Here is a 23,933-nt window from a genome sequence, read left to right as displayed (position 1 = left end):
CTTTAGCGATTACCCATACGGAGGAACTATGGATCACCGTTTACTTGAAATTATTGCCTGCCCGGTATGCAACGGCAAACTCTACTACAGCCAGGACAAACAGGAGCTGATCTGCAAGCTGGACAGCCTGGCTTTCCCGCTGCGTGACGGCATTCCGGTACTGCTGGAAAATGAAGCTCGTTCCCTGGTGGCAGAAGAGAGCAAACCATGAGTTTTGTTGTCATTATTCCTGCGCGTTATGCCTCAACGCGTCTGCCGGGTAAACCGCTGGTGGATATCAACGGCAAGCCGATGATTGTGCATGTCCTTGAGCGTGCGCGTGAATCCGGTGCCGATCGCGTGATTGTTGCTACCGATCATCCTGACGTCGCCCGTGCGGTTGAGGCGGCAGGCGGTGAGGTATGCATGACCCGCGCCGATCACCAGTCCGGCACCGAGCGTCTGGCGGAAGTGGTTGAGAAATGTGGCTTCAGTGATGATACGGTCATCGTGAACGTGCAGGGTGACGAGCCGATGATCCCGGCGGTGATTATCCGTCAGGTGGCAGAAAACCTGGCTCAGCGTCAGGTCGGTATGGCGACGCTCGCGGTGCCCATTCACCACGCTGAAGAGGCATTCAATCCGAATGCGGTGAAGGTGGTCATGGATGCCGAAGGCTATGCGCTCTATTTCTCACGCGCCACCATCCCGTGGGATCGCGATCGCTTTGCGCTCTCTAAAGAGACAATCGGTGATACTTTCCTGCGTCATATCGGGATCTACGGCTATCGGGCCGGTTTTATTCGTCGATATGTTACCTGGGCGCCGAGTCCGCTGGAGCAGATCGAAATGCTGGAGCAGCTTCGCGTGCTCTGGTACGGCGAAAAAATTCACGTTGCCGTTGCCAGCAAAGTGCCTGGAACGGGCGTTGATACGCCGGAAGATCTTGAGCGCGTTCGCGCCGAGTTGCGCTAATCCCGCCTGCATCCCTCCTGTCGGAGGGATGTTCTCTCCCTCGCTAATTCCCCTTTCTTTTTCCTAATTGTTCTCTTCCGGGTGACATCTCCCTTCAGGACGCTCATTATAAAAGCAGTAGTCTTAATGGGGGTAATCTCATATGGAACAGCTGCGTGCCGAACTTAGCCATCTGCTGGGTGAGAAATTAAGCCGGGTCGAATGCGTGAGTGAAAAGGCCGATACCGCGCTTTGGTCGTTGTATGACAGTCAGGGCAACCCAATGCCGCTGATGGCCAGAAGTTTCACCTCGCCGGGCGTTGCCAGGCAGCTGGCATGGAAAATGTCGATGCTGGCGCGGGAGGGAACCGTCCGTATGCCGACGGTGTACGGCGTGATGACCCACGAGGAACACCCCGGCCCGGACGTGCTGCTGATTGAGCGTTTACGCGGCGTGCCCGTTGAAGCGCCCGCGCGCACGCCGGAACGCTGGGAGCAGTTAAAAGACCAGATTGTCGAGGCGCTACTGGCCTGGCACCGTCAGGATAGCCGCGGGCTTGTCGGTCCGGTCGACAGCACTCAGGAAAACCTGTGGCCGCTGTGGTATCGCCAGCGGGTGGAAGTGCTGTGGGGAACGCTTAACCAGTTCAGCAATACCGGTTTAACCATGCAGGACAAACGTATTCTGTTTCGCACCCGCGAGTGCTTACCGGCGCTATTCGACGGTTTTAATGACAACTGCGTGCTGATTCACGGTAATTTCACCCTGCGCAGCATGCTCAAGGACTCCCGCAGCGATCAGCTTCTGGCGATGCTTGGGCCGGGGATCATGCTCTGGGCTCCGCGCGAATACGAGCTGTTCAGGCTCAGCGACAGCGGGGCGGCGGAAGGTCTACTGTGGCACTACCTTCAACGCGCGCCCGTTGCAGAAGCGTTTCTCTGGCGGCGCTGGCTTTACCTGCTCTGGGACGAAGTCGCGCAGTTGGTTAACACCGGACGTTTTAATCGCGCAAATTTCGATCTGGCAACAAAATCACTCCTGCCCTGGCTCGCCTGACGATCCTTTCAGCCACTGCCAGAGGCGCCCGAGCGTCTCATAACCGACGCGATCGCTATGCATCAGCCAGGCCGGGGATGGGATCGCCCGTTCCCACGGGTTGAGCGGCGCGTCGATGGCCATCTGGTTTGCCGGTGCGGGAAGCGGGTGCAGGCCTTGCTTCTGGAAGAAAATCATCGCGCGGGGCAGGTGTGAGGCGGAGGTCACCAGTAAGAACGGGACATCGCCAATTGCCTGCTTCACTGCGGCAGCCTCTTCTTCGGTATCTTTTGGACTGTCCAGAGTGATAATCGAGGAACGCGGCACGCCGAGTGATTCTGCGACCCTGGCACCCGCTTCAGCCGTACTTACCGGGTTCGTTTTGGCCGCCGCGCCGGTGAAGATCATTTTTGAACCCGGGTTCGCCAGCCAGAGGCGAATGCCTTCGTTTAGCCGCGGCAGGCTGTTGTTGATCAGGTTTGAACTGGGGGCCCAGTCAGGATCCCAGGTATATCCGCCGCCCAGCACCACGATGTACGCCACTTTCTGATTTCCCTGCCATGTTGGGTATTTGTTTTCGATGGGGCGTAGCAGACCATCCGCGACCGGCTGCAGGCTCAACAGCAGCAGGACAAACCAGCCGAGCGAGATAAGCGTTTTGCCACTCTTCTGAAAGCGACTGAGCCACACCAGCGCCAGCCCCAGCGCGATGGTGATGAGCAGCAGCGGAAGGGGAAGCATCATCCCTCCAATGTATTTCTTAAGGGTAAAAAGCATCCTTTTTGGTTCCTTTTTTGACCATATAGCAGGTGATTACCCGTGATATTACACCAGAGAGGTTCATTCTCCGCGCGGGTGTGACAAAATAGCGGTTTTGCAGTTAGCGAGTGGAACTCTCCCAATGCGGGATCGCAATTTTGATGACATCGCGGAAAAGTTTTCGCGCAACATTTATGGCACCACGAAAGGTCAGCTCCGTCAGACGATCCTCTGGCAGGATCTGGACACCATTCTGGCTACCTTTGGTGGTCAAACGTTGCGCGTGCTGGACGCCGGTGGCGGTGAAGGGCAGACGGCGATAAAAATGGCCGAGCGCGGTCATCACGTCACGCTTTGCGATCTTTCTGCTGAAATGGTCGCCCGCGCGACGCGTGCTGCAGAAGAGAAAGGTGTGAGCGACAACATGCATTTTATACAATGCGCCGCTCAGGACATCGCACAGCATTTGGAAACACAGGTTGATCTGATATTGTTTCATGCGGTGCTGGAGTGGGTTGCCGATCCGCAAAGCGTGTTACAAACCCTGTGGTCTATGTTGCGCCCGGGCGGCACGCTGTCGCTGATGTTCTACAATGCTAACGGCTTCCTGATGCACAACATGGTTGCAGGAAACTTCGACTATGTGCAGGTCGGGATGCCCAAAAAGAAAAAGCGCACGCTTTCCCCGGACTATCCGCGCGATCCACAGCAGGTTTATGGCTGGCTGGAAGCGATTGGCTGGCAGATCGTCGGGAAGACGGGCGTCAGGGTGTTTCATGATTATCTGCGTGAAAAACACAAACAGCGTGACTGTTTTGACACCTTAACAGAATTAGAAACGCGGTATTGCCGTCAGGAGCCTTTTATCAGCCTTGGCCGCTATATTCACGTCACCGCGCACAAGCCGCAGATGCAAGGATAACCTATGAGTGAATTTTCCCAGACAGTCCCCGAACTGGTTGCCTGGGCCAGGAAAAACGATTTCTCCATCTCGCTGCCGGTAGACAGACTCTCTTTCCTGCTGGCGGTTGCGACACTGAACGGCGAACGGCTGGACGGTGAAATGAGCGAGGGTGAACTGGTGGATGCGTTCCGCCATGTCAGTGATGCGTTTGAGCAAACCAGCGAAACCATTAGCGTGCGTGCCAACAACGCAATCAACGATATGGTGCGTCAACGTCTGCTGAACCGCTTTACCAGCGAGCAGGCGGAAGGAAACGCCATCTATCGCCTGACGCCGCTGGGCATCGGCATCACCGATTACTATATTCGCCAGCGTGAATTTTCTACGCTGCGTCTTTCCATGCAGCTCTCGATCGTGGCGGGTGAGCTTAAGCGCGCCGCCGACGCGGCGGATGAAAACGGTGACGAATTCCACTGGCACCGTAACGTCTACGCGCCGCTGAAATATTCGGTGGCCGAGATTTTCGACAGTATCGATCTCACCCAGCGCCTGATGGACGAACAGCAGCAGCAGGTGAAAGACGATATCGCCCAGCTGCTTAATAAAGACTGGCGAGCGGCCATCTCCAGCTGTGAACTTCTGCTGTCAGAAACCTCCGGCACGCTGCGTGAGCTCCAGGATACGCTGGAAGCCGCAGGAGACAAGCTGCAGGCTAACCTGCTGCGTATCCAGGATGCGACGCTGGCACACGACGATCTGCATTTTGTCGACCGCCTGGTGTTCGATCTGCAGAGCAAACTCGATCGCATTATCAGCTGGGGCCAGCAGTCGATCGACCTGTGGATCGGCTACGACCGACACGTGCATAAATTTATCCGTACCGCGATTGATATGGATAAAAACCGCGTCTTTGCTCAGCGTCTGCGTCAGTCGGTGCAGACCTATTTCGATGCGCCGTGGGCGCTGACCTACGCCAATGCCGATCGTCTGCTGGATATGCGCGACGAAGAGATGGCGCTGCGCGATGAAGAGGTGACCGGTGAACTGCCGCCGGATCTGGAATACGAAGAATTTAACGAAATTCGCGAGCAGCTTGCGGCGATGATTGAAGAACAGCTCGCTGTCTACAAAACCAGACAAGTGCCGCTGGATCTTGGGCTCGTGGTGCGCGACTATCTGGCGCAATATCCACGCGCGCGCCACTTCGACATTGCCCGCATTGTGGTAGACCAGGCGGTGCGCCTGGGCGTTGCGCAAGCAGATTTCACCGGACTGCCGCCGAAGTGGCAGCCAATCAACGATTACGGAGCCAAGGTACAGGCGCATGTCATTGACAAATATTGAACAAGTGATGCCAGTTAAGCTGGCACAGGCGCTGGCGAATCCGTTATTTCCGGCGCTGGACAGCCAGCTGCGTGCCGGTCGTCACATTGGCTTAGACGAGCTGGATAATCACGCCTTTTTGATGGACTTCCAGGAGTACCTGGAAGAGTTTTACGCGCGCTACAACGTGGAGCTTATCCGCGCGCCGGAAGGGTTTTTCTACCTGCGTCCGCGCTCCACGACGCTGATCCCGCGTTCCGTGCTCTCCGAGCTGGATATGATGGTAGGCAAAATTCTTTGCTACCTCTACCTCAGCCCGGAACGTCTGGCGAATGAAGGGATCTTCACCCAGCAGGAACTTTACGACGAGCTGTTGACGCTGGCAGATGAAAGCAAGCTGCTGAAGCTGGTGAACAACCGCTCCACGGGGTCGGATCTTGACCGTCAGAAATTACAGGAAAAAGTTCGCTCTTCCCTGAACCGTCTGCGCCGTCTGGGGATGGTCTGGTTTATGGGCCACGACAGCAGCAAATTCCGCATTACGGAATCTGTCTTCCGCTTCGGCGCCGACGTGCGCGCGGGCGATGACGCGCGTGAAGCGCAGCTCCGCATGATCCGCGACGGTGAAGCGATGCCGGTGGAAAACCATTTGCAGCTCAATGACGAGCATGAAGAGAATCTGCCGGATAGCGGGGAGGAAGAGTAATGATTGAACGCGGTAAATTTCGCTCACTGACGCTGATTAACTGGAACGGCTTCTTTGCCCGAACTTTCGATCTGGATGAGCTGGTCACGACGCTCTCCGGCGGTAACGGTGCGGGTAAATCCACCACCATGGCGGCCTTTGTTACGGCGCTGATCCCCGATCTGACGCTGCTTCACTTCCGTAACACCACCGAAGCGGGAGCCACAAGCGGCTCACGTGATAAAGGTCTGCACGGTAAGCTGAAGGCCGGCGTCTGTTATTCGGTTCTGGACGTCATTAACTCCCGTCATCAGCGTGTGGTAGTGGGCGTGCGCCTGCAGCAGGTCGCCGGTCGCGACCGTAAAGTGGATATCAAGCCGTTTGCGATCCAGGGACTGCCGACCTCCGTGCAGCCGACGGCGCTGCTGACGGAAACCCTGAACGAACGCCAGGCGCGCGTGCTGACGCTGCAGGAGCTGAAAGACAAGCTTGAAGCCATCGAAGGCGTACAGTTCAAGCAGTTCAACTCCATTACCGACTACCACTCGCTGATGTTCGATCTGGGCGTGGTGGCGCGTCGTCTGCGCACGGCATCAGACCGTAGCAAATACTACCGCCTGATCGAAGCGTCTCTGTACGGCGGTATCTCCAGCGCGATTACCCGCTCCCTGCGCGACTACCTGCTGCCGGAAAACAGCGGCGTACGTAAGGCCTTCCAGGATATGGAAGCGGCGCTGCGCGAAAACCGCATGACGCTGGAAGCGATTCGCGTTACCCAGTCTGACCGCGACCTGTTTAAACACCTGATCAGCGAAGCCACCAACTACGTGGCGGCAGACTACATGCGCCACGCCAACGAGCGCCGCGTGCATCTCGATCAGGCATTAGAATACCGTCGCGAGCTGTTTACCTCCCGTAAACAGCTTGTGGCCGAGCAGTACAAGCACGTCGAAATGGCGCGCGAGCTGGGTGAGCACAACGGTGCTGAAGGCGACCTGGAAGCCGATTACCAGGCCGCCAGCGATCACCTGAACCTGGTGCAGACCGCGTTGCGTCAGCAGGAAAAAATCGAGCGCTATGAAGCGGACCTCGATGAGCTGCAGATTCGTCTCGAAGAGCAAAATGAAGTGGTGGCTGAAGCCGCCGACATGCAGGAAGAGAACGAAGCCCGCGCCGAAGCGGCCGAGCTGGAAGTGGATGAGCTGAAAAGCCAGCTTGCCGATTACCAGCAGGCACTCGACGTGCAGCAGACGCGAGCGATTCAGTACACCCAGGCACTGCAGGCATTACAGCGTGCAAAAGAGCTGTGCCATCTGCCTGACCTGACGCCGGACAGCGCCGACGAGTGGCTGGATACCTTCCAGGCCAAAGAGCAGGAAGCCACCGAGAAACTGCTCTCCCTTGAACAGAAAATGAGCGTCGCGCAAACGGCGCACAGCCAGTTTGAGCAGGCTTATCAGCTGGTAGTCGCGATTAACGGCCCGCTGGCGCGTAACGAAGCCTGGGACGTTGCCCGTGAACTGCTGCGCGACGGTGTGAACCAGCGCCATCTGGCCGAGCAGGTTCAGCCGCTGCGTATGCGTCTGAACGAACTGGAGCAGCGCCTGCGCGAGCAGCAGGAAGCCGAGCGTCTGCTGGCGGAATTCTGCAAGCGTCAGGGAAAAAATTACGATTTCGACGAGCTTGAGGCCCTGCATCAGGAGCTGGAAGCGCGTATTGCGGCCCTGTCCGATACCGTATCAAACGCCAGCGAACAGCGTATGACGCTGCGTCAGGAGCTGGAGCAGATTCAGTCCCGTTCGAAGACGCTCCTGGAGCGTGCGCCGGTCTGGCTGGCGGCTCAAAGCAGCCTGAACCAGCTCAGCGAGCAGTGCGGCGAGCAGTTCGAATCCAGTCAGGAAGTGACCGAATACCTGCAGCAGCTGCTGGAGCGCGAACGTGAAGCCATCGTTGAGCGTGATGAAGTGGGCGCCCGCAAGCGCGACGTCGATGAAGAAATTGAGCGCTTAAGCCAGCCGGGCGGGTCAGAAGATCCACGCCTGAATGCGCTAGCGGAGCGTTTTGGCGGCGTGCTGCTGTCCGAGATTTATGACGACGTTGGCCTGGACGATGCTCCGTACTTCTCCGCGCTGTACGGTCCATCCCGCAACGCGATTGTGGTCCCGGATCTGTCGCTGATTTCTGAGCAGCTTGCCGGCCTGGAAGATTGCCCGGAAGATCTCTACCTGATCGAAGGGGATCCGCAGTCGTTCGATGACAGCGTATTCAGCGTCGACGAGCTGGAAAAAGCGGTGGTGGTGAAAATTGCCGACCGTCAGTGGCGTTATTCCCGCTTCCCGGAGCTGCCGCTGTTTGGCCGCGCCGCGCGCGAAAGCCGCATCGAGAGCCTGCACGCCGAGCGTGAAACGCTGTCTGAACGTTTTGCGACCCTGTCGTTTGACGTGCAGAAAACCCAGCGTTTGCACCAGTCGTTCAGCCGCTTTATCGGCAGCCATCTCGCCGTAGCGTTTGACGCGGATCCGGAAGCCGAAATCCGCAAGCTCAATACCCGCCGTGGCGAGCTGGAACGTGCGATTGCAAGCCATGAAAGCGATAACCAGCAGAGTCGCGTTCAGTTTGAACAGGCGAAAGAGGGCGTCGCTGCCCTTAACCGCATTCTGCCGCGCCTGAATCTGCTGGCGGATGACACGCTGGCTGACCGTGTGGATGAGATCCAGGAGCGTCTGGATGAAGCGCAGGAAGCCGCGCGTTTCGTTCAGCAGCACGGCAATCAGCTGGCGAAGCTGGAGCCCGTCGTGTCTGTCCTGCAGAGCGACCCGGAACAGTTCGAGCAGTTAAAAGAAGATTATGCCTGGTCGCAGCAGGTGCAGCGCGAAGCGCGTCAGCAGGCGTTTGCCCTGACGGAAGTGGTGCAGCGTCGGGCCCACTTTGGCTACTCCGATTCGGCTGAAATGCTGAGCGGTAACAGCGATCTGAATGAAAAACTGCGTCAGCGCCTTGAGCAGGCGGAGGCGGAACGTACTCGCGCCCGCGAAGCGATGCGCAGCCACTCCGCTCAGCTGAACCAGTACAACCAGGTGCTGGCCTCGCTGAAAAGCTCCTTCGACACCAAGAAAGAGCTGTTAAACGATCTGCAGAAAGAGCTTAAGGACATCGGCGTGCGTGCCGACAGCGGGGCAGAAGAGCGCGCGCGTATTCGTCGTGACGAGCTGCATTCGCAGCTCAGCAATAACCGCGCGCGTCGTAATCAGCTGGAAAAAGCGCTGACCTTCTGCGAAGCCGAAATGGATAACCTGACCCGTCGCCTGCGCAAGCTGGAACGCGACTATCACGAAATGCGCGAGCAGGTCGTGACCGCCAAGGCGGGCTGGTGCGCGGTGATGCGCATGGTGAAAGACAATAACGTTGAGCGTCGTCTGCACCGCCGCGAGCTGGCGTATCTCTCTGCCGATGAGCTGCGCTCCATGTCGGATAAGGCGCTGGGTGCGCTGCGTCTGGCGGTGGCGGATAACGAACACCTGCGCGACGTGCTGCGCATGTCGGAGGATCCGAAACGTCCGGAACGTAAAATCCAGTTCTTCGTGGCAGTTTACCAGCACCTGCGCGAGCGTATTCGTCAGGACATCATCCGTACCGACGATCCGGTTGAAGCCATCGAACAGATGGAAATCGAGCTGGGCCGTCTGACGGAAGAACTGACCTCCCGCGAGCAGAAGCTGGCGATCAGCTCCCGCAGCGTGGCGAACATTATTCGTAAAACCATTCAGCGCGAGCAGAACCGTATCCGCCAGCTGAACCAGGGCCTGCAGAGCGTGTCGTTTGGCCAGGTGAACAGCGTGCGCCTCAACGTCAACGTGCGTGAGGCCCACGCGACGCTGCTGGAAGTGCTCTCAGAGCAGCACGAGCAGCATCAGGATCTGTTCAACAGCAACCGTCTGACCTTCTCCGAAGCGCTGGCGAAGCTGTATCAGCGCCTGAACCCGCAGATTGATATGGGCCAGCGTACGCCACAAACCATCGGTGAAGAGCTGCTGGACTACCGTAACTACCTGGAAATGGAAGTTGAGGTAAACCGTGGCTCAGACGGCTGGCTGCGTGCGGAATCCGGGGCGCTCTCTACCGGTGAAGCGATCGGTACCGGGATGTCAATTCTGGTGATGGTCGTACAGAGCTGGGAAGATGAAGCGCGCCGCCTGCGCGGCAAAGATATCTCGCCATGCCGACTGCTGTTCCTGGATGAGGCGGCGCGACTTGATGCCCGCTCAATTGCCACGCTGTTCGAGCTTTGCGAACGTCTCGATATGCAGCTCATTATCGCGGCGCCGGAGAACATCAGCCCCGAGAAGGGCACCACCTACAAACTGGTGCGTAAGGTGTTCCAGAACAGCGAACACGTTCACGTTGTGGGGCTGCGCGGCTTTGCGCCGCAGCCGCCGGAGTCATTGACGGAAACCACGGCGGACGCTTCCTGAAGCGTTTTCTGACCCGAAGCGGCGCACTGGCGCCGCTTTTTTTTTAAACTTAACTTGTGCTTGGGGCTGCGTTATCTTTAAACTTCTTTACATAAGGTAAGGCAACAGCTTAGGCGTCTACCTATAATGAAAGAAAGCCCCAGCGTGATGGGCATGTCGTGAAAACAGGGGGCAAGGGATGTTGCTAAAGAAAGAATGTGGTCGTCAGCTGTCTGCGCTGAGTTTATGCCTGGCAGTGATGTTTGCTCCGCTGTTAACCGCCCAGGCCGACGAGCCTGAAATTGTGCCGACTGACAGCTCGGCAACGACAGGCGCTCAGCCAACGTCGTTGTCCCAGCCGCTGGAGCAGTCTCCGGCGACGGCTATCATGGCCGGTATTAAACCGCTGCCGGAAGGCATCGACGCGGAATCGCTCAGTCAGCAGCTGCAGTCGGAGCTGCCGTCAGGCTACACGCCTGTCTATATCAACCAGCTCACGCTCCTCTATGCTGCCCGCGATATGAAACCGATGTGGGAAAATCGCGATGCCGTGCGCGCCTTCCAGCAGCAGCTGGCAGAGGTTGCGATTGCAGGGTTTCAGCCGCAGTTTACAAAGTGGGTTGAGCTGTTAACCGATCCTGCCGTCACCGGGCAGGCGCGGGACGTGGTGCTTTCCGATGCCATGATGGGCTACCTGCAGTTCGTGGCGGGTATTCCGGTCAACGGCAACCGTTGGCTGTACAGCGATAAGCCGTACAAGCTGGCGACGCCGGCGCTGTCGGTGATTAACCAGTGGCAGCTCGCGCTGGATAACGGCGAACTGCCGCGCTTTATTGCCAGCCTGGCACCGGCGCATCCGCACTATGCCACTCTGCACCAGTCGCTCCTCACGCTGGTGGGGGACACGCGTCCATGGCCGCAGATGCGCGGCACCGCGACGCTGCGTCCGGGACAGTGGAGCAGCGATGTTCCTGCCCTGCGCGAGATCCTGACGCGTTCTGGTCTTCTTGACGGCGGGCCAAAGATTGTTCTCCCGGGTGACGATCCACAAAACGTCGCCGTCAGCCCGTCAGCGCCAGTTAAAGAGAAGAAAGCCGTTGCCCTGAGCAACAAACCCGCTGCTTACGATCGCGAGCTGGTTGCGGCCGTTAAACAGTTCCAGGCCGCTCAGGGACTGGGGGCCGATGGCGTCATTGGCCAGACGACGCGCGACTGGCTGAACGTATCGCCTGCGCAGCGGGCAGGGGTGCTGGCGCTCAATATCCAGCGTTTGCGCTTGCTGCCGGGAACGCTCTCTACCGGAATTATGGTTAACATCCCGGCGTATTCCCTGGTCTATTACCAGAACGGCAGCGAAGTGCTGGCGTCGCGCGTGATTGTCGGGCGTCCGGATCGTAAAACACCGATGATGAGCAGCGCGCTGAATAACGTGGTGGTTAACCCGCCGTGGAACGTGCCGCCGACGCTGGCGCGTAAAGACATTCTGCCGAAGGTCTGGAACGATCCGGGTTATCTGGAGCGTCATGGCTACACGGTGATGCGTGGATGGAACAGTAAAGAGGCCATCGATCCTTATATGGTCGACTGGTCGACGATCACAGCGTCGAATCTGCCGTTCCGCTTCCAGCAGGCTCCCGGAGCGCATAACTCTTTAGGGCGCTACAAATTCAACATGCCGAGTTCAGAAGCGATCTACCTGCACGATACGCCGAACCACAACCTGTTCCAGAAAGATACGCGCGCGCTGAGTTCTGGCTGCGTGCGCGTGAACAAAGCCTCGGAGCTGGCCAATATGCTGTTGCAGGATGCGGGCTGGAACGACACGCGTATCTCGGATGCCCTGAAGCAGGGGGATACGCGTTACGTGAATATTCGCCACAATATTCCGGTCAATCTTTACTATCTGACGGCATTTGTGGGGGAGGACGGGCGTACCCAGTATCGTACAGATATTTACAATTATGATCTCACCGCGCGATCCGGCGCACAAATTTTGCCAAAAGCGGAACAATTAATCAGGTAAATGAAGCAGTTCGGGAAAAATGATTGTCGTAAGTTAGGGTGAATAGGGGGCAATATCGCTGTAAGCCGCGTATTCACTGGGGTTGGGCGCCTTGACGTACCTGGTTTTGCCAGTTAAGGTGCCCTTCGTGCGCTAAGCATATTACGATTTCTTTTACCTGTAGACCTGATTATCATGGACAAATTTGACGCTAATCGCCGCAAACTGCTGGCGTTAGGTGGTGTTGCGCTTGGCGCAGCGGCCATCTTGCCGACGCCAGCATTTGCCACCCTCTCGACACCTCGTCCGCGAGTTTTAACGCTCAACAACCTGCATACCGGTGAGTCGCTAAAAGCGGAGTTTTTCGATGGCAGAGGCTATATTCAGGATGAATTAGCAAGACTTAACCATTTTTTCCGTGATTTCCGCGCGAATAAAATAAAAGCCATCGATCCAGGACTGTTTGATCAGATTTTCCGCCTTCAGGGCCTGCTGGGCACCAGCAGGCCGGTGCAGCTCATTTCTGGCTATCGTTCGATTGATACCAATAATGAACTGCGCGCCCACAGTCGCGGGGTAGCCAAAAAAAGCTATCACACGAAGGGACAGGCAATGGATTTCCATATTGAAGGCGTTTCGTTAGCCAATATTCGCAAAGCCGCGTTATCTATGCGCGCAGGTGGTGTAGGATATTACCCCAGCAGCAACTTTGTGCATATTGATACCGGTCCGGTTCGGCACTGGTAATAACGAAACACAGGAGCAGTATGAACTATCGTATTATTCCGGTTACCGCGTTCTCCCAGAATTGTTCATTGATCTGGTGCGAACAGACTAAACTGGCCGCGCTTGTCGATCCCGGCGGTGACGCTGAGAAAATCAAGCAGGAAGTCGCCGACAGCGGCGTGACGCTCATGCAGATTTTACTGACGCACGGTCACCTCGACCATGTGGGTGCAGCGGCTGAACTCGCTAAACACTACGGTGTGCCGATCGTCGGTCCGGAAAAAGAAGATGAGTTCTGGCTGCAGGGGTTACCCGCCCAAAGCCGCATGTTTGGCCTTGATGAGTGTCAGCCCCTGACGCCCGATCGCTGGCTGAACGAAGGAGAGCGCGTTAACGTAGGGAATGTGACTTTACAGGTGTTGCATTGTCCTGGGCATACGCCAGGCCATATCGTCTTCTTTGATGACCAGTCCCGTCTGCTGATTTCCGGCGATGTGATCTTCAAAGGTGGCGTAGGACGCAGCGATTTTCCGCGCGGCGATCACGGGCAGCTGATTCAGTCGATTAAGCAAAAGTTATTGCCGCTGGGCGATGACGTTACGTTTATCCCTGGACACGGTCCGATGTCGACGCTGGGCTACGAACGGCTCCATAATCCGTTCCTTCAGGATGAGATGCCTGTCTGGTAACCAGAATAAAAAAAGCCTGCATAACGCAGGCTTTTTTATGGACGCAAATTACAGTACGGCGACAATCGCTTCGCACAGTGGCGCCATGTTGTCAGGCGTCATGCCAGCAACGTTCACGCGGCCAGAGGCCACGGCGTACACGCCAAACTCTTCACGCAGACGCAGAACCTGCTCTTTGGTCAGGCCGCTGAACGAGAACATGCCGTTCTGTTTGATGATAAAGCTGAAGTCGCGGTCCGCGCCTTTCTCAGCCAGGGTGTTCACAAACAGCAGACGCATGCGCTGAATACGCTGACGCATATCGTTCAGCTCTTGTTCCCAGATAGCTCGCAGCGCATCGTTGCTCAGGATAGTGGCAACAACAGACGCACCGTGTGCTGGTGGGTTAGAGTAGTTAGCGCGGATAACCGATTTCATCTGGCTGAACGCGCGATCGACAGTCTCTTCGTTAGCGGCAACCAGCGTACAGGCACCCACGCGCTCATTGTACAGACCGAAGTTCTTGGAATACGAGCTTGCGACAATCAGCTCCTGGTGAACGGCTGCGAACGCGCGCAGGCCTTCGGCATCTTCTTCCAGACCACGGGCGAAGCCCTGGTAGGCAAAGTCAAACAGCGGCAGCCAGCCTTTTTCAACGGACAGTTTCGCCAGGTGTTGCCACTGCTCAAGCGTCGGATCGATACCGGTTGGGTTGTGGCAGCAGCCGTGGAACAGCACCACGTCACCTGCCTGCGCTTCGCTCAGGCTCGCCAGCAGGCCGTCAAAGTCGAGAGAGTGGTTTGCCGCGTCGTAGTATGCATATTCACGCACTTCCAGACCCGCAGAGTTAAACACGCTCTTGTGGTTCGGCCAGCTTGGGTTGCTCACCCATACGCGCTTAACAGAGGTGTTTTTCGCAAGGAAATCCGCCGCCACGCGCAGCGCACCGGTACCGCCTGGGGTCTGTGCTGTACGGGCACGTTTGTCACTCACAATTGCGCTGCCTTTACCGAACAGCAGCTCCTGGGTGCAGCGACCAAACTCAGGGATACCATCAATACCGAGGTAGTTTTTGGTGGTTTCGTTTTCCAGCAGATACTGCTCAGCTTTCTTAACGCTGGTCAGTACCGGAGTTTTGCCGGTTTCATCTTTATATACACCAATACCCAGGTTGATTTTGCCAGGGCGGTCGTCGGCACGAAACAGATCGGCCAGGCCCAGAATAGGGTCGGCAGGAGCGGCGGTAATGTTCTCAAACATGACGAAGTTCCATTGTGATTACAGAAGTGAAATCCGCTATCAGGTTAACGGTAGATTTACAAAATGCCAACCGTTTGCGACGAAAAGCGTGCGGCTTTTCAAAAGTCGCCATTATTTTCTGTCACGCATAAAAAAACAGGGCCGAAGCCCTGTTCATTAAGCATATAACAAAGTGGTGTACTGATTAGAACTGGTAGGTTACGCCAACGGTAGCCTGGTTGTCAGAGCCAACCCAGCTGGTGGACGCATCTTTGTCGTCCAGCAGGTTGAAGCGGTAGTCACCGTACACGTTGAAGTTCTTGTTGAAGTAGTAAGTCGCACCAGTGGTGATGTATTTCGCCAGGTCACGGTCGCCGATGCCGTTCAGGTCTTTACCTTTGGACTGAACGTAAGAAACGGAAGGACGCAGGCCGAAGTCGAACTGGTACTGAGCGATAACTTCAAAGTTCTGGGTCTTGTTAGCAATGTTATAAACATTACCATCATCATTCGGAACATAGTTTTCGCCGCTGTTACCCAGGCGGCTCATGTTGCGAGTCTCTGCATAAACGGTCGCCAGGTAGATGTTGTTCGCGTCGTATTTCGCGCCAACAGCCCAGGATTCAGCTTTATCGCCTTTACCATCTTTTTTCTGCTCAAGCGTACGGTTAGCGGTACTGTAGGCACCGATCAGACCGAAGCCTTCACCGAACTCGTAACCCAGGGACAGGCCAACACCGTCGCCGTTTGCTTCATTCAGGTTTTTACGATCGTTTTTACCCTGGTATTGAACGCCAAAGTTCAGACCATCAACCAGACCGAAGAAGTTGTTGTTACGGTAGGTCAGCAGGCCAGTAGAACGGCTGGTCATGTAGTTATCAACATAGCCGCCACCCCAGGTTTCGCCAGAGAAGGACGGAGCCATATCGGTGTAGGATTCTACGTCATACACGATACCGTAGTTACGACCGTAGTCCAGAGAACCCGCGTCAGCGATTTTCAGGCCAGCGAAAGCCAGACGAGTTACGTTAGTCTGATCACCTTCAGCTGCACCGGCGCGTGCACGGTATTCCCACTGACCGTAACCGGTCAGCTGGTCATTGATCTGAGTTTCGCCTTTGAAGCCGATCTGGCCGTAAGAGGAGTCAGCGTTTTTGTGTACGCCAGAAGTGGTGAAGCCGTGTTCGCCCACAACTTTACCGTAGAAGTCCAGTTTGTTGCCGTTCTTGTTATAGATTTCTGCAGCGTTAGCTGCACCGGCTACCAGCAGGGCAGGGATTACCACTGCCAGAATATTGCGCTTCATCATTATTTATTACCCTCATTGGTTTTTTTATGACACTCGCCACTGCCGTCAATAAATTCTGTCAATAAATATTTCCGGAACTATTGATGAGAGTTTGGTGTCTTTATGTATCTGACAGGCATCTTTCCATTCGGCGAAGCGTTTCGCTAGCCTGAAAGTGCTACAATTCTCAAGATTAAGTAACCGAAAGAAAATATGTGTAACTAAATATGTATTTTTGGGAACTTTGTGAACCATCTCAAACTTCAGAACTCCCTGGCGAATTAAACAGCAATGGCTATCCTATATATATGAATTCCTTATGATTAATTGAGATAAAGGCGATTCGTATAAACAGACCTTAAACGGCTCGTTTTTTCTTATGACTGCAAAAGGCCTTCCGGATGGCTGTAAGATTGGTCGAAATTTGTGCTATCGATTGAGGGTGTAATAATCGCAATAAGAATGGGGTTTATTTTTTGTGGCTGGATATTTCGCGGAAACAAAACGTAACAGGTAGTGGTTGTGACGGGGGGAAGGTTTAAAGACGCTGACTTTGCGCTGACGAAAACTGACAATACAGAATAAAATAATGGCCAGCATCTGCTGGCCATTTCAGTCTTTTACCGATTAGAAGCTGGCGTTACGTGGAGTGCGTGGGAATGGGATCACGTCTCGTACGTTCTGAACACCGGTAACGTAGGCAATCAGACGCTCGAAGCCCAGACCAAAACCGGCGTGCGGTACGGTACCGTAACGGCGCAGATCGCGGTACCAGCTGTAGTCAGCGGGGTTGAGGCCCATCTCTTCCATACGCGCGTCCAGCACGTCAAGACGTTCTTCACGCTGAGAGCCACCGATGATTTCACCAATGCCCGGCGCCAGTACGTCCATCGCTGCCACGGTTTTACCGTCTTCGTTAAGGCGCATATAGAAGGCCTTAATGTCTTTCGGGTAGTTTTTAACGACAACCGGCGCTTTGAAATGCTTCTCGGCCAGATAGCGTTCGTGCTCAGACGCCAGGTCAACGCCCCAGTAAACCGGGTTCTCGAACGTCTCACCGCATTTCTCGAGGATCGCCACCGCGTCGGTATAGTCCACCTGCGCAAAGTCGGCAGAGACGAAACGCTCCAGACGCGCTACAGCATCGCTGTCTACGCGTTCTGCGAAGAATTTCATGTCGTCAGGACGCTCTTCCAGTACCGCTTTGAAGACATACTTCAGCATGGCTTCAGCCAGACCCGCAACATCGTCGAGGTTGGCGAAGGCCACTTCAGGCTCCAGCATCCAGAATTCCGCCAGGTGACGGCTGGTGTTGGAGTTTTCGGCGCGGAAGGTTGGGCCAAAGGTGTAGATCTTAGACAGCGCGCAGGCGTACGTTTCGCCGTTGAGCTGACCAGATACCGTCAGGAAGGCTTCTTTACCAAAGAAGTCTTTGTCATAGTCCACTTTACCTTCAGGCGTGCGCGGCAGGTTTTCCATGTCCAGCGTCGAAACGCGGAACATCTCACCGGCACCTTCCGTATCGGACGCGGTGATCAGCGGGGTAGACACCCAGAAGTAACCCTGCTCATCGAAGAAACGATGCAGCGCCTGCGCCAGCGTATGACGCACGCGCGCCACCGCACCAATCAGGTTGGTACGCGGACGCAGGTGGGCGACTTCACGCAGATATTCGATGCTGTGGCGTTTTGCCGCCATCGGATAGGTGTCCGGATCTTCAACCCAGCCAGTGACTTCAATCGCAGTGGCCTGAATTTCGAAGCTCTGGCCCTGACCCGGTGAAGCCACAACCACGCCGGTAACAATGACGGAGCAACCCGTTGTCAGTCGCAGAACGTCATCATTGTAATTGGGCAGAGAATTATTAATGACGGCCTGTACAGGATCAAAGCAGGAACCGTCATAGACGGCGAGGAAGGAGATGCCAGCTTTAGAATCTCGGCGGGTACGCACCCATCCGCGCACGGTGACTTCCTGGTCAACGGCGACACGGCCCTGGAGTACGTCGGCTACAGGCACAACGCTCATAATATTCTCTCTGTTAATAGTCGGAAAAAATAAACACTTGTCCACCCTTATGGGGGGATATCTATGTTACCTGCCATCCGCTATCAGACAAGTAAATTTCGCAGTCAAAAGAGAAGAATTGAGAAATAAATAAGAAGAAGGGAGCCATAAAGGCTCCCGTAAGCGCTTAACTGGCTTTTTTGATCAAGGGGAGGTCGAACGCTTTGCGCAACGCGCGGACAAACGCTTTGTCATGGCAGATGGTTTTACCCGGGCTGTCGGAGAGTTTTGCCACCGGCTTGCCGTTACATTCCACCAGTTTGATGACGATATTCAGAGGTTTTACCTGAGGAATATCGCAGGTCAGACGGGTACCAATCCCGAAGCTCAGGTTCACACGGGTATTGAAATGGCGATAGAGGTCGACCGCTTTCGCCAGGTCGAGATTATCCGAGAAGACCAGCACTTTGCTCATCGGGTCAATGCCGAGTTTTTGGTAATGGGCAATGGCTTTCTCGCCCCATTCAACCGGATCCCCGGAGTCGTGGCGTAACCCCTGGTAACGTTCAGCGAACTCTGGACCAAAGTCGCGCAGGAAAGCATCCATCGTAATACAGTCGGTGAGGGCGATCCCTAGCTGATTCGGGTACTCCTCAAGCCATGCGGCCAGTGCCGCGCGCTGGCTGTTAGCCAGATCGGGGCTGATCTGCTGATGCGCCTGGAACCACTCGTGCGCCTGGGTGCCCATTGGCGTCAGGCTGAGGCGTCGTGCCAGATCGTAGTTGCTGGTGCCCACGAACCACGGCTCCTGCTGCAGACGTTTAACGATGGCCTCCTGAACGTCACGCGAGAAACGGCGACGCGTGCCAAAGTCCATCAGGCGGAAGCGGGACATGTCCAGCCCTTCGGTCAGCGTGGAGAAGGCTGCGAGTTTATTTTCCAGCGCGGCAACCGCCTGCTCGACGCCTTTTTCCGGCGAACGGTAGCGGTGAGCCAGTTCACTGATCACCGCCAGAAGCGGCACTTCCCACATGATCACTTCCCGCCACGGACCTTCAAGGCGAATATCCAGCTTGCCGTTATCATTAACCACGCTGACCTGCTCCGGCTTATAGCGGAAATCGCGCAGCCAGTTCAGGTAGTCGGCTTTGAAGAAGGGCAGGCCAGAAAGCCACTGATATTCCTCGTCCTGCAGCGTCAGATGCTGCATAGCATCGACCTGTTCACGAATGGCGTCTGCGTAGATACCGAGCAAGTCGTCGCCACGACAGCGGAATTCCGCCGCGACGTGAACGTCATAGTAATGGTGGAAAACGGCTTGCTGCATATGCAGTTTATACGCGTCGGTATCCAGCAACGTATGCAGAACTGGAGAAGCGAATTGAGTCATAGGTGCGCAGTAGCATCCTCTCACAGGAGCGTTTAGTACAATAAACAACTCCGGAGTATACCTTGTTTAGTGATTTATTGAACCCCGATCACAACATAAGCGCGTTTTATGGTCGAGGGCATTTTGTGCCCCGTGTTATACAAATGTAGCAAAAAAAGGTTTTGACCCTGAAAAGATGAACATTCTGCATAGCGCGATTTGCGCAACAGGAATATATTGAAACGTTACTCGACAAACGATGCATAAGGTTTTCTATGACACAACAGCCACAAGCCAAATACCGCCACGACTACCGTGCGCCGGATTACCTGATTAGCGAAATCGATCTGACTTTTGACCTGGATGCCACAAAAACCGTTGTCACGGCGGTGAGCCAGGTGACGCGCCATAGCTCAACTGCGGTGCCGCTGCGTCTGGATGGTGAAGACCTGACGCTGGTCTCCCTGCATATTAATGATGAAGCCTGGTCAGACTATAAAGAAGAAAACAACCAGCTGGTCATCGACAACCTGCCGGAACAGTTTACGCTGCGCATCGTGAATGAAATCAGCCCAGCCGCAAACACCGCGCTGGAAGGGCTTTACCAGTCGGGCGTGGCGCTGTGTACCCAGTGTGAAGCGGAAGGGTTCCGCCATATAACCTGGTATCTCGACCGTCCGGACGTCCTGGCGCGCTTCACCACCAAAATCATCGCCGATAAAACCCTGTATCCCTTCCTGCTCTCCAACGGTAACCGCGTAGGCGAAGGCGAGCTGGAGAATGGCCGTCACTGGGTGCAGTGGCAGGATCCCTTCCCGAAACCGTGCTACCTGTTTGCGCTGGTGGCGGGGGACTTCGACGTGCTGCGCGACACCTTCAAAACGCGCTCAGGCCGCGAGGTGGCGCTGGAGCTGTTTGTTGACCGCGGCAACCTTGACCGCGCGCCGTGGGCGATGACCTCACTCATCAACTCCATGAAGTGGGACGAGGAGCGCTTCGGCCTCGAATATGATCTCGACATCTATATGATCGTCGCCGTCGATTTCTTCAACATGGGCGCAATGGAGAACAAAGGCCTTAACGTCTTTAACTCCAAATACGTGCTGGCGCGTACCGATACCGCAACGGACAAAGACTACCTTGATATCGAACGCGTTATCGGCCACGAATATTTCCACAACTGGACCGGTAACCGCGTTACCTGCCGCGACTGGTTCCAGCTGAGCCTGAAAGAGGGCCTAACCGTCTTCCGCGATCAGGAGTTCAGCTCCGATCTGGGTTCACGCGCGGTGAACCGCATCAACAACGTGCGCACCATGCGTGGTCTGCAGTTTGCGGAAGATGCCAGCCCAATGGCGCACCCGATCCGTCCGGATAAAGTCATCGAGATGAACAACTTCTACACCCTGACGGTGTACGAGAAGGGCGCTGAAATTATCCGCATGATCCACACCCTGCTGGGCGAGGAGAACTTCCAGAAAGGGATGCAGCTGTACTTCGAGCGTCATGACGGCAGCGCGGCCACCTGCGACGATTTTGTGCAGGCGATGGAAGATGCCTCTAATGTCGATCTCTCTCACTTCCGCCGCTGGTACAGCCAGGCCGGGACGCCGGTTGTCACCGTCAAAGACGATTACAATCCGGAAACCGAGCAGTACACCCTGACCATCAGCCAGCGCACGCCGCCGACGGCGGAGCAGGAAGAGAAATATCCGCTGCATATTCCGTTCAGCATTGAGCTGTACGATAACGAAGGCAAAGTCATCCCGCTCCAGAAGGGCGGCCACCCGGTACACCACGTGCTGAACGTGACTCAGGCCGAGCAGACCTTTATCTTCGATAACGTCTACTTCCAGCCGGTGCCTGCGCTGCTGTGTGAATTCTCCGCGCCGGTGAAGCTGGAATACAAGTGGAGCGATCAGCAGCTGACGTTCCTGATGCGTCACGCGCGTAACGACTTCTCCCGCTGGGACGCGGCGCAAAGCCTGCTGGCGACCTACATCAAGCTCAACGTAAACCGCCATCAGCAGGGCCAGCCGCTGTCGCTGCCTGTCCATGTGGCTGACGCGTTCCGCGCGATCCTGCTGGATGAGAAGATTGACCCGGCCCTGGCCGCTGAAATTCTGACCCTGCCGTCAGCGACTGAAATCGCCGAGCTGTTTGACATCATCGACCCGATTGCCATCGTGGCGGTGCGTGAAGCGTTGACCCGTACGCTGGCTGCAGAGCTGGCCGATGAGTTCCTGGCTATATATAACGCCAATAAGCTTGATGCTTATCGCGTTGAGCACGCGGACATTGGCAAACGTTCTCTGCGCAATACCTGCCTGCGCTATCTGGCGTTTGGTGAAACCGAGCTGGCGAACACTCTGGTGAGCAAGCAGTACCACGAAGCGGATAACATGACCGACGCCCTGGCCGCGCTGGGTGCAAGCGTTGCCGCTGAACTTCCGTGCCGTGATGCGTTAATGCAGGAGTACGACGACAAGTGGCATCAGGATGGCCTGGTGATGGACAAATGGTTCATCCTGCAGGCGACCAGCCCGGCGGCCGATGCGCTCAGCAACGTGCGCAGCCTGCTGAAGCATCGCTCCTTTACCCTGAGCAACCCAAACCGCGTGCGTTCTCTGATTGGCGCGTTTGCCAGCAGCAACCCGGCCGCGTTCCACGCCGAAGACGGCAGCGGGTATCAGTTCATGGTGGAAATGCTGACCGAGCTGAACAGCCGTAACCCGCAGGTGGCGTCGCGCCTGATTGAGCCGCTGATCCGTTTGAAACGCTACGATGCGAAGCGTCAGGCGAAGATGCGTGCCGCGCTTGAGCAGCTGAAAGGGCTGGAGAACCTGTCTGGCGATCTGTACGAGAAGATTGCTAAAGCCTTAGCGTAATAAAAAATTGCCCGGTAGGCAGGTAAAAGCAAAACGGCAACCTCGGTTGCCGTTTTTAGTGTTTTCTTCCCGTGGGAGAGGGCCGGGGTGAGGGCATCAGGCATTAGCCTTGGCTCGCTGTAACTCCGTCCCCCCGCGCTTCATCACCCGATCCAATACCTCAGCTTCCAGCTCCGCCAGCCTTGCCGAGCCCACGCGGCGAGGGCGCGGAAGATCCACCGTCAGATCCAGACCTATTTTCCCGTCCTCAATTAGCAGCACCCGGTCAGCCATCGCGACGGCCTCGCTCACGTCATGCGTCACCAGCAGTACCGTAAAGCCGTGAGCCTGCCACAGGGAGCCAATCAAATCCTGCATTTCGATCCGCGTCAGGGCGTCGAGCGCGCCGAGCGGTTCATCAAGCAACAGCAGGCCCGGACGGTGAATCAACGCCCGCGCCAGCGCCACGCGCTGCTTCTGCCCACCCGAGAGGGCGGCAGGCCATTCACCCGCACGATTTTCCAGCCCAACGGCAGCCAGCGCCTGGCGGGCTTCATCCCGCCAGCTGCCCTTAAGACCGAGCCCGACATTGTCGATAACCGTTTTCCACGGCAGCAGGCGTGCATCCTGAAACATCATGCGGGTATCGTCCTGAATATTCGAAAGCGGCGTCGTTCCTGCCAGAATGTCACCGCCGTTGGGGGCTTCCAGCCCGGCCAGAAGTCGTAACAAGGTACTCTTGCCGCCGCCGCTGCGCCCGACAACGGCCACAAATTGTCCGGCGGGAATATGCAGATCCAGCCCGTTAAGAATGGTGTTTTCGCCGTAGCGTTTGGTCACGCCGTTCAGCAGTAACGGCGTTCCCTGGTTCAGTCGTGCAGTATTCATGCTTTCGCCTCCTGAAGGGTATAGGCCGGGTTCCAGCGCAGCCAGCTGCGCTCAAGCCACTGGGCGCTGACGTCGGCGAGTTTGCCGAGCAGGGCATACAGAATGATGGCAACCACCACCACGTCCGTTTGCAGGAATTCGCGGGCGTTCATCGCCAGGTAGCCAATGCCTGAGTTGGCCGAGATGGTCTCCGCCACAATCAGCGTCAGCCACATCAGGCCGAGCGCAAAACGCACCCCGACCATAATGGAGGGCAGGGCGCCCGGCAGAATCACGTGAATAAAGAGGGAAAAACCCGATAAGCCATAGCTGCGCGCCATCTCCACCAGACCGCGATCGATATTGCGGATGCCGTGCCAGGTGTTGATGTAAATCGGGAACAGTGTGCCCAGCGCCACGAGGAAGATCTTGGCGCTCTCATCAATACCAAACCACAGGATAACCAGCGGGATCAGCGCCAGATGCGGCACGTTGCGCAGCATCTGAATGGAGGTATCCAGCAACCGCTCGCCCCAGCGGGAAAGGCCGCTGATCAGGCCCAGAACCAGACCGATGCTGCCGCCGATGGAAAACCCAATCACGGCGCGCCAGGAGCTGATCGCCAGATGCTGCCACAGCTCACCGCTGACGCTCAGCGACCAGAACGCTTCTACGACGCCCTCCGGAGAGGGCAGAATGCGGCTCGACAGCCAGCCGGTGGACGACGCGAGCTGCCAGAGAGCCACAATGCCGACGGGTAAAAACCACGGCGCGGCGCGCAGCAGCCATTTTTGGGAGGTGGCAGACAT

Annotated in this window: 18 protein-coding genes; 11 read left to right on the top strand and 7 right to left on the bottom strand. The window is 56.3% G+C overall.

Translation table 11 applies throughout. The features are described 5' to 3' along the window. The first annotated feature begins 28 nt into the window (after positions 1-28). The 3 genes from ycaR (at position 29) to SPH27_RS06895 (ending at position 1,990) form a co-directional block, all read left to right on the top strand. Positions 29-211: a protein YcaR gene (ycaR, locus tag SPH27_RS06905; RefSeq protein WP_006174474.1), complete on the top strand. Its 183-nt coding sequence runs from the start codon at positions 29-31 to the stop codon at positions 209-211. Beyond that, on the top strand, positions 208-954 hold the full coding sequence (gene kdsB / locus SPH27_RS06900; RefSeq protein WP_182071700.1) for a 3-deoxy-manno-octulosonate cytidylyltransferase: 747 nt from the start codon (positions 208-210) through the stop codon (positions 952-954). Before ycaR ends, kdsB begins: the two co-directional genes overlap by 4 nt. Before the next feature lie 142 nt (positions 955-1,096). Continuing rightward, positions 1,097-1,990 (top strand): YcbJ family phosphotransferase, encoded by an 894-nt coding sequence (locus SPH27_RS06895; protein ID WP_047651301.1) that lies wholly within the window; start codon positions 1,097-1,099, stop codon positions 1,988-1,990. Here SPH27_RS06895 and elyC read toward each other — a convergent pair. Continuing rightward, positions 1,967-2,746 (bottom strand): envelope biogenesis factor ElyC, encoded by a 780-nt coding sequence (gene elyC / locus SPH27_RS06890; protein WP_182071699.1) that lies wholly within the window; start codon positions 2,744-2,746, stop codon positions 1,967-1,969. The two genes, SPH27_RS06895 and elyC, sit on opposite strands and share 24 nt — an antisense overlap. A 124-nt stretch (positions 2,747-2,870) precedes the next feature. Between elyC and cmoM the strand changes: the two genes are divergently transcribed. The 7 genes from cmoM (at position 2,871) to SPH27_RS06855 (ending at position 13,508) form a co-directional block, all read left to right on the top strand. Further along, complete coding sequence (cmoM, locus tag SPH27_RS06885; protein WP_023311004.1) at positions 2,871-3,650, top strand: tRNA uridine 5-oxyacetic acid(34) methyltransferase CmoM; 780 nt, start codon at positions 2,871-2,873, stop codon at positions 3,648-3,650. 3 nt (positions 3,651-3,653) lie between these two features. Beyond that, positions 3,654-4,976: a chromosome partition protein MukF gene (mukF, locus tag SPH27_RS06880; protein WP_033145101.1), complete on the top strand. Its 1,323-nt coding sequence runs from the start codon at positions 3,654-3,656 to the stop codon at positions 4,974-4,976. Further along, complete coding sequence (gene mukE, locus SPH27_RS06875) at positions 4,957-5,661, top strand: chromosome partition protein MukE (protein WP_008499954.1); 705 nt, start codon at positions 4,957-4,959, stop codon at positions 5,659-5,661. The genes mukF and mukE overlap by 20 nt, the downstream gene beginning before the upstream one ends. After that, complete coding sequence (gene mukB, locus SPH27_RS06870; protein ID WP_182071698.1) at positions 5,661-10,112, top strand: chromosome partition protein MukB; 4,452 nt, start codon at positions 5,661-5,663, stop codon at positions 10,110-10,112. Before mukE ends, mukB begins: the two co-directional genes overlap by 1 nt. 178 nt (positions 10,113-10,290) lie before the next feature. Continuing rightward, entirely contained in the window at positions 10,291-12,114 is a 1,824-nt protein-coding gene (gene ldtD / locus SPH27_RS06865; RefSeq protein ID WP_033145103.1) for a L,D-transpeptidase, read from the top strand. 174 nt (positions 12,115-12,288) lie between these two features. Then, on the top strand, positions 12,289-12,840 hold the full coding sequence (locus SPH27_RS06860) for a YcbK family protein (RefSeq protein ID WP_033145104.1): 552 nt from the start codon (positions 12,289-12,291) through the stop codon (positions 12,838-12,840). A 20-nt stretch (positions 12,841-12,860) separates the two neighbouring features. Beyond that, on the top strand, positions 12,861-13,508 hold the full coding sequence (locus SPH27_RS06855) for an MBL fold metallo-hydrolase (RefSeq protein WP_033145105.1): 648 nt from the start codon (positions 12,861-12,863) through the stop codon (positions 13,506-13,508). A gap of 48 nt (positions 13,509-13,556) precedes the next feature. Here the strand turns inward: SPH27_RS06855 and aspC are convergent, their stop codons facing one another. The 4 genes from aspC to pncB all read right to left on the bottom strand — a co-directional run bounded on the left by aspC (position 13,557) and on the right by pncB (position 19,411). Beyond that, positions 13,557-14,747: an aspartate transaminase gene (gene aspC / locus SPH27_RS06850; RefSeq protein WP_033145106.1), complete on the bottom strand. Its 1,191-nt coding sequence runs from the start codon at positions 14,745-14,747 to the stop codon at positions 13,557-13,559. 184 nt (positions 14,748-14,931) lie between these two features. After that, positions 14,932-16,035 (bottom strand): porin, encoded by a 1,104-nt coding sequence (locus SPH27_RS06845; protein WP_047651295.1) that lies wholly within the window; start codon positions 16,033-16,035, stop codon positions 14,932-14,934. A gap of 606 nt (positions 16,036-16,641) precedes the next feature. Further along, positions 16,642-18,042 carry an asparagine--tRNA ligase gene (asnS, locus tag SPH27_RS06840; protein ID WP_033145107.1) on the bottom strand — a complete coding sequence of 467 codons (1,401 nt, stop codon included), beginning with the start codon at positions 18,040-18,042 and terminating at the stop codon, positions 16,642-16,644. Between the two features lie 166 nt (positions 18,043-18,208). Next, positions 18,209-19,411: a nicotinate phosphoribosyltransferase gene (gene pncB, locus SPH27_RS06835; protein WP_182071697.1), complete on the bottom strand. Its 1,203-nt coding sequence runs from the start codon at positions 19,409-19,411 to the stop codon at positions 18,209-18,211. Between the two features lie 254 nt (positions 19,412-19,665). Here pncB and pepN point away from each other — a divergent pair, with 254 nt between their 5' ends. Continuing rightward, positions 19,666-22,278: an aminopeptidase N gene (pepN, locus tag SPH27_RS06830; RefSeq protein ID WP_047174499.1), complete on the top strand. Its 2,613-nt coding sequence runs from the start codon at positions 19,666-19,668 to the stop codon at positions 22,276-22,278. A 96-nt stretch (positions 22,279-22,374) separates the two neighbouring features. Here pepN and ssuB read toward each other — a convergent pair whose 3' ends face one another. Further along, positions 22,375-23,145, bottom strand: a complete 771-nt coding sequence (gene ssuB / locus SPH27_RS06825) for an aliphatic sulfonates ABC transporter ATP-binding protein (RefSeq protein WP_032658179.1) — start codon at positions 23,143-23,145, stop codon at positions 22,375-22,377. Beyond that, positions 23,142-23,933 carry an aliphatic sulfonate ABC transporter permease SsuC gene (gene ssuC / locus SPH27_RS06820; RefSeq protein ID WP_023311016.1) on the bottom strand — a complete coding sequence of 264 codons (792 nt, stop codon included), beginning with the start codon at positions 23,931-23,933 and terminating at the stop codon, positions 23,142-23,144. The genes ssuB and ssuC overlap by 4 nt, the downstream gene beginning before the upstream one ends.

The organism is Enterobacter sp. A103 (assembly GCF_034427535.1).
In the GTDB taxonomy this organism is placed as follows: domain Bacteria; phylum Pseudomonadota; class Gammaproteobacteria; order Enterobacterales; family Enterobacteriaceae; genus Enterobacter; species Enterobacter asburiae_B.
This window is presented reverse-complemented; position numbering and strand designations above follow the sequence as displayed.

Excerpts from the sequence above, each read along its gene's own strand:
- elyC (WP_182071699.1), bottom strand. The coding sequence starts at position 2,746 with ATGCTTTTTACCCTTAAGAAATACATTGGAGGGATGATGCTTCCCCTT.
- mukB (WP_182071698.1), top strand. The coding sequence starts at position 5,661 with ATGATTGAACGCGGTAAATTTCGCTCACTGACGCTGATTAACTGGAAC.
- SPH27_RS06855 (WP_033145105.1), top strand. The coding sequence starts at position 12,861 with ATGAACTATCGTATTATTCCGGTTACCGCGTTCTCCCAGAATTGTTCA.
- aspC (WP_033145106.1), bottom strand. The coding sequence starts at position 14,747 with ATGTTTGAGAACATTACCGCCGCTCCTGCCGACCCTATTCTGGGCCTG.
- kdsB (WP_182071700.1), top strand. The coding sequence starts at position 208 with ATGAGTTTTGTTGTCATTATTCCTGCGCGTTATGCCTCAACGCGTCTG.
- mukF (WP_033145101.1), top strand. The coding sequence starts at position 3,654 with ATGAGTGAATTTTCCCAGACAGTCCCCGAACTGGTTGCCTGGGCCAGG.
- mukE (WP_008499954.1), top strand. The coding sequence starts at position 4,957 with ATGTCATTGACAAATATTGAACAAGTGATGCCAGTTAAGCTGGCACAG.
- SPH27_RS06860 (WP_033145104.1), top strand. The coding sequence starts at position 12,289 with ATGGACAAATTTGACGCTAATCGCCGCAAACTGCTGGCGTTAGGTGGT.
- ycaR (WP_006174474.1), top strand. The coding sequence starts at position 29 with ATGGATCACCGTTTACTTGAAATTATTGCCTGCCCGGTATGCAACGGC.
- pncB (WP_182071697.1), bottom strand. The coding sequence starts at position 19,411 with ATGACTCAATTCGCTTCTCCAGTTCTGCATACGTTGCTGGATACCGAC.
- ldtD (WP_033145103.1), top strand. The coding sequence starts at position 10,291 with ATGTTGCTAAAGAAAGAATGTGGTCGTCAGCTGTCTGCGCTGAGTTTA.
- cmoM (WP_023311004.1), top strand. The coding sequence starts at position 2,871 with ATGCGGGATCGCAATTTTGATGACATCGCGGAAAAGTTTTCGCGCAAC.
- SPH27_RS06895 (WP_047651301.1), top strand. The coding sequence starts at position 1,097 with ATGGAACAGCTGCGTGCCGAACTTAGCCATCTGCTGGGTGAGAAATTA.
- asnS (WP_033145107.1), bottom strand. The coding sequence starts at position 18,042 with ATGAGCGTTGTGCCTGTAGCCGACGTACTCCAGGGCCGTGTCGCCGTT.
- SPH27_RS06845 (WP_047651295.1), bottom strand. The coding sequence starts at position 16,035 with ATGATGAAGCGCAATATTCTGGCAGTGGTAATCCCTGCCCTGCTGGTA.
- pepN (WP_047174499.1), top strand. The coding sequence starts at position 19,666 with ATGACACAACAGCCACAAGCCAAATACCGCCACGACTACCGTGCGCCG.
- ssuC (WP_023311016.1), bottom strand. The coding sequence starts at position 23,933 with ATGTCTGCCACCTCCCAAAAATGGCTGCTGCGCGCCGCGCCGTGGTTT.
- ssuB (WP_032658179.1), bottom strand. The coding sequence starts at position 23,145 with ATGAATACTGCACGACTGAACCAGGGAACGCCGTTACTGCTGAACGGC.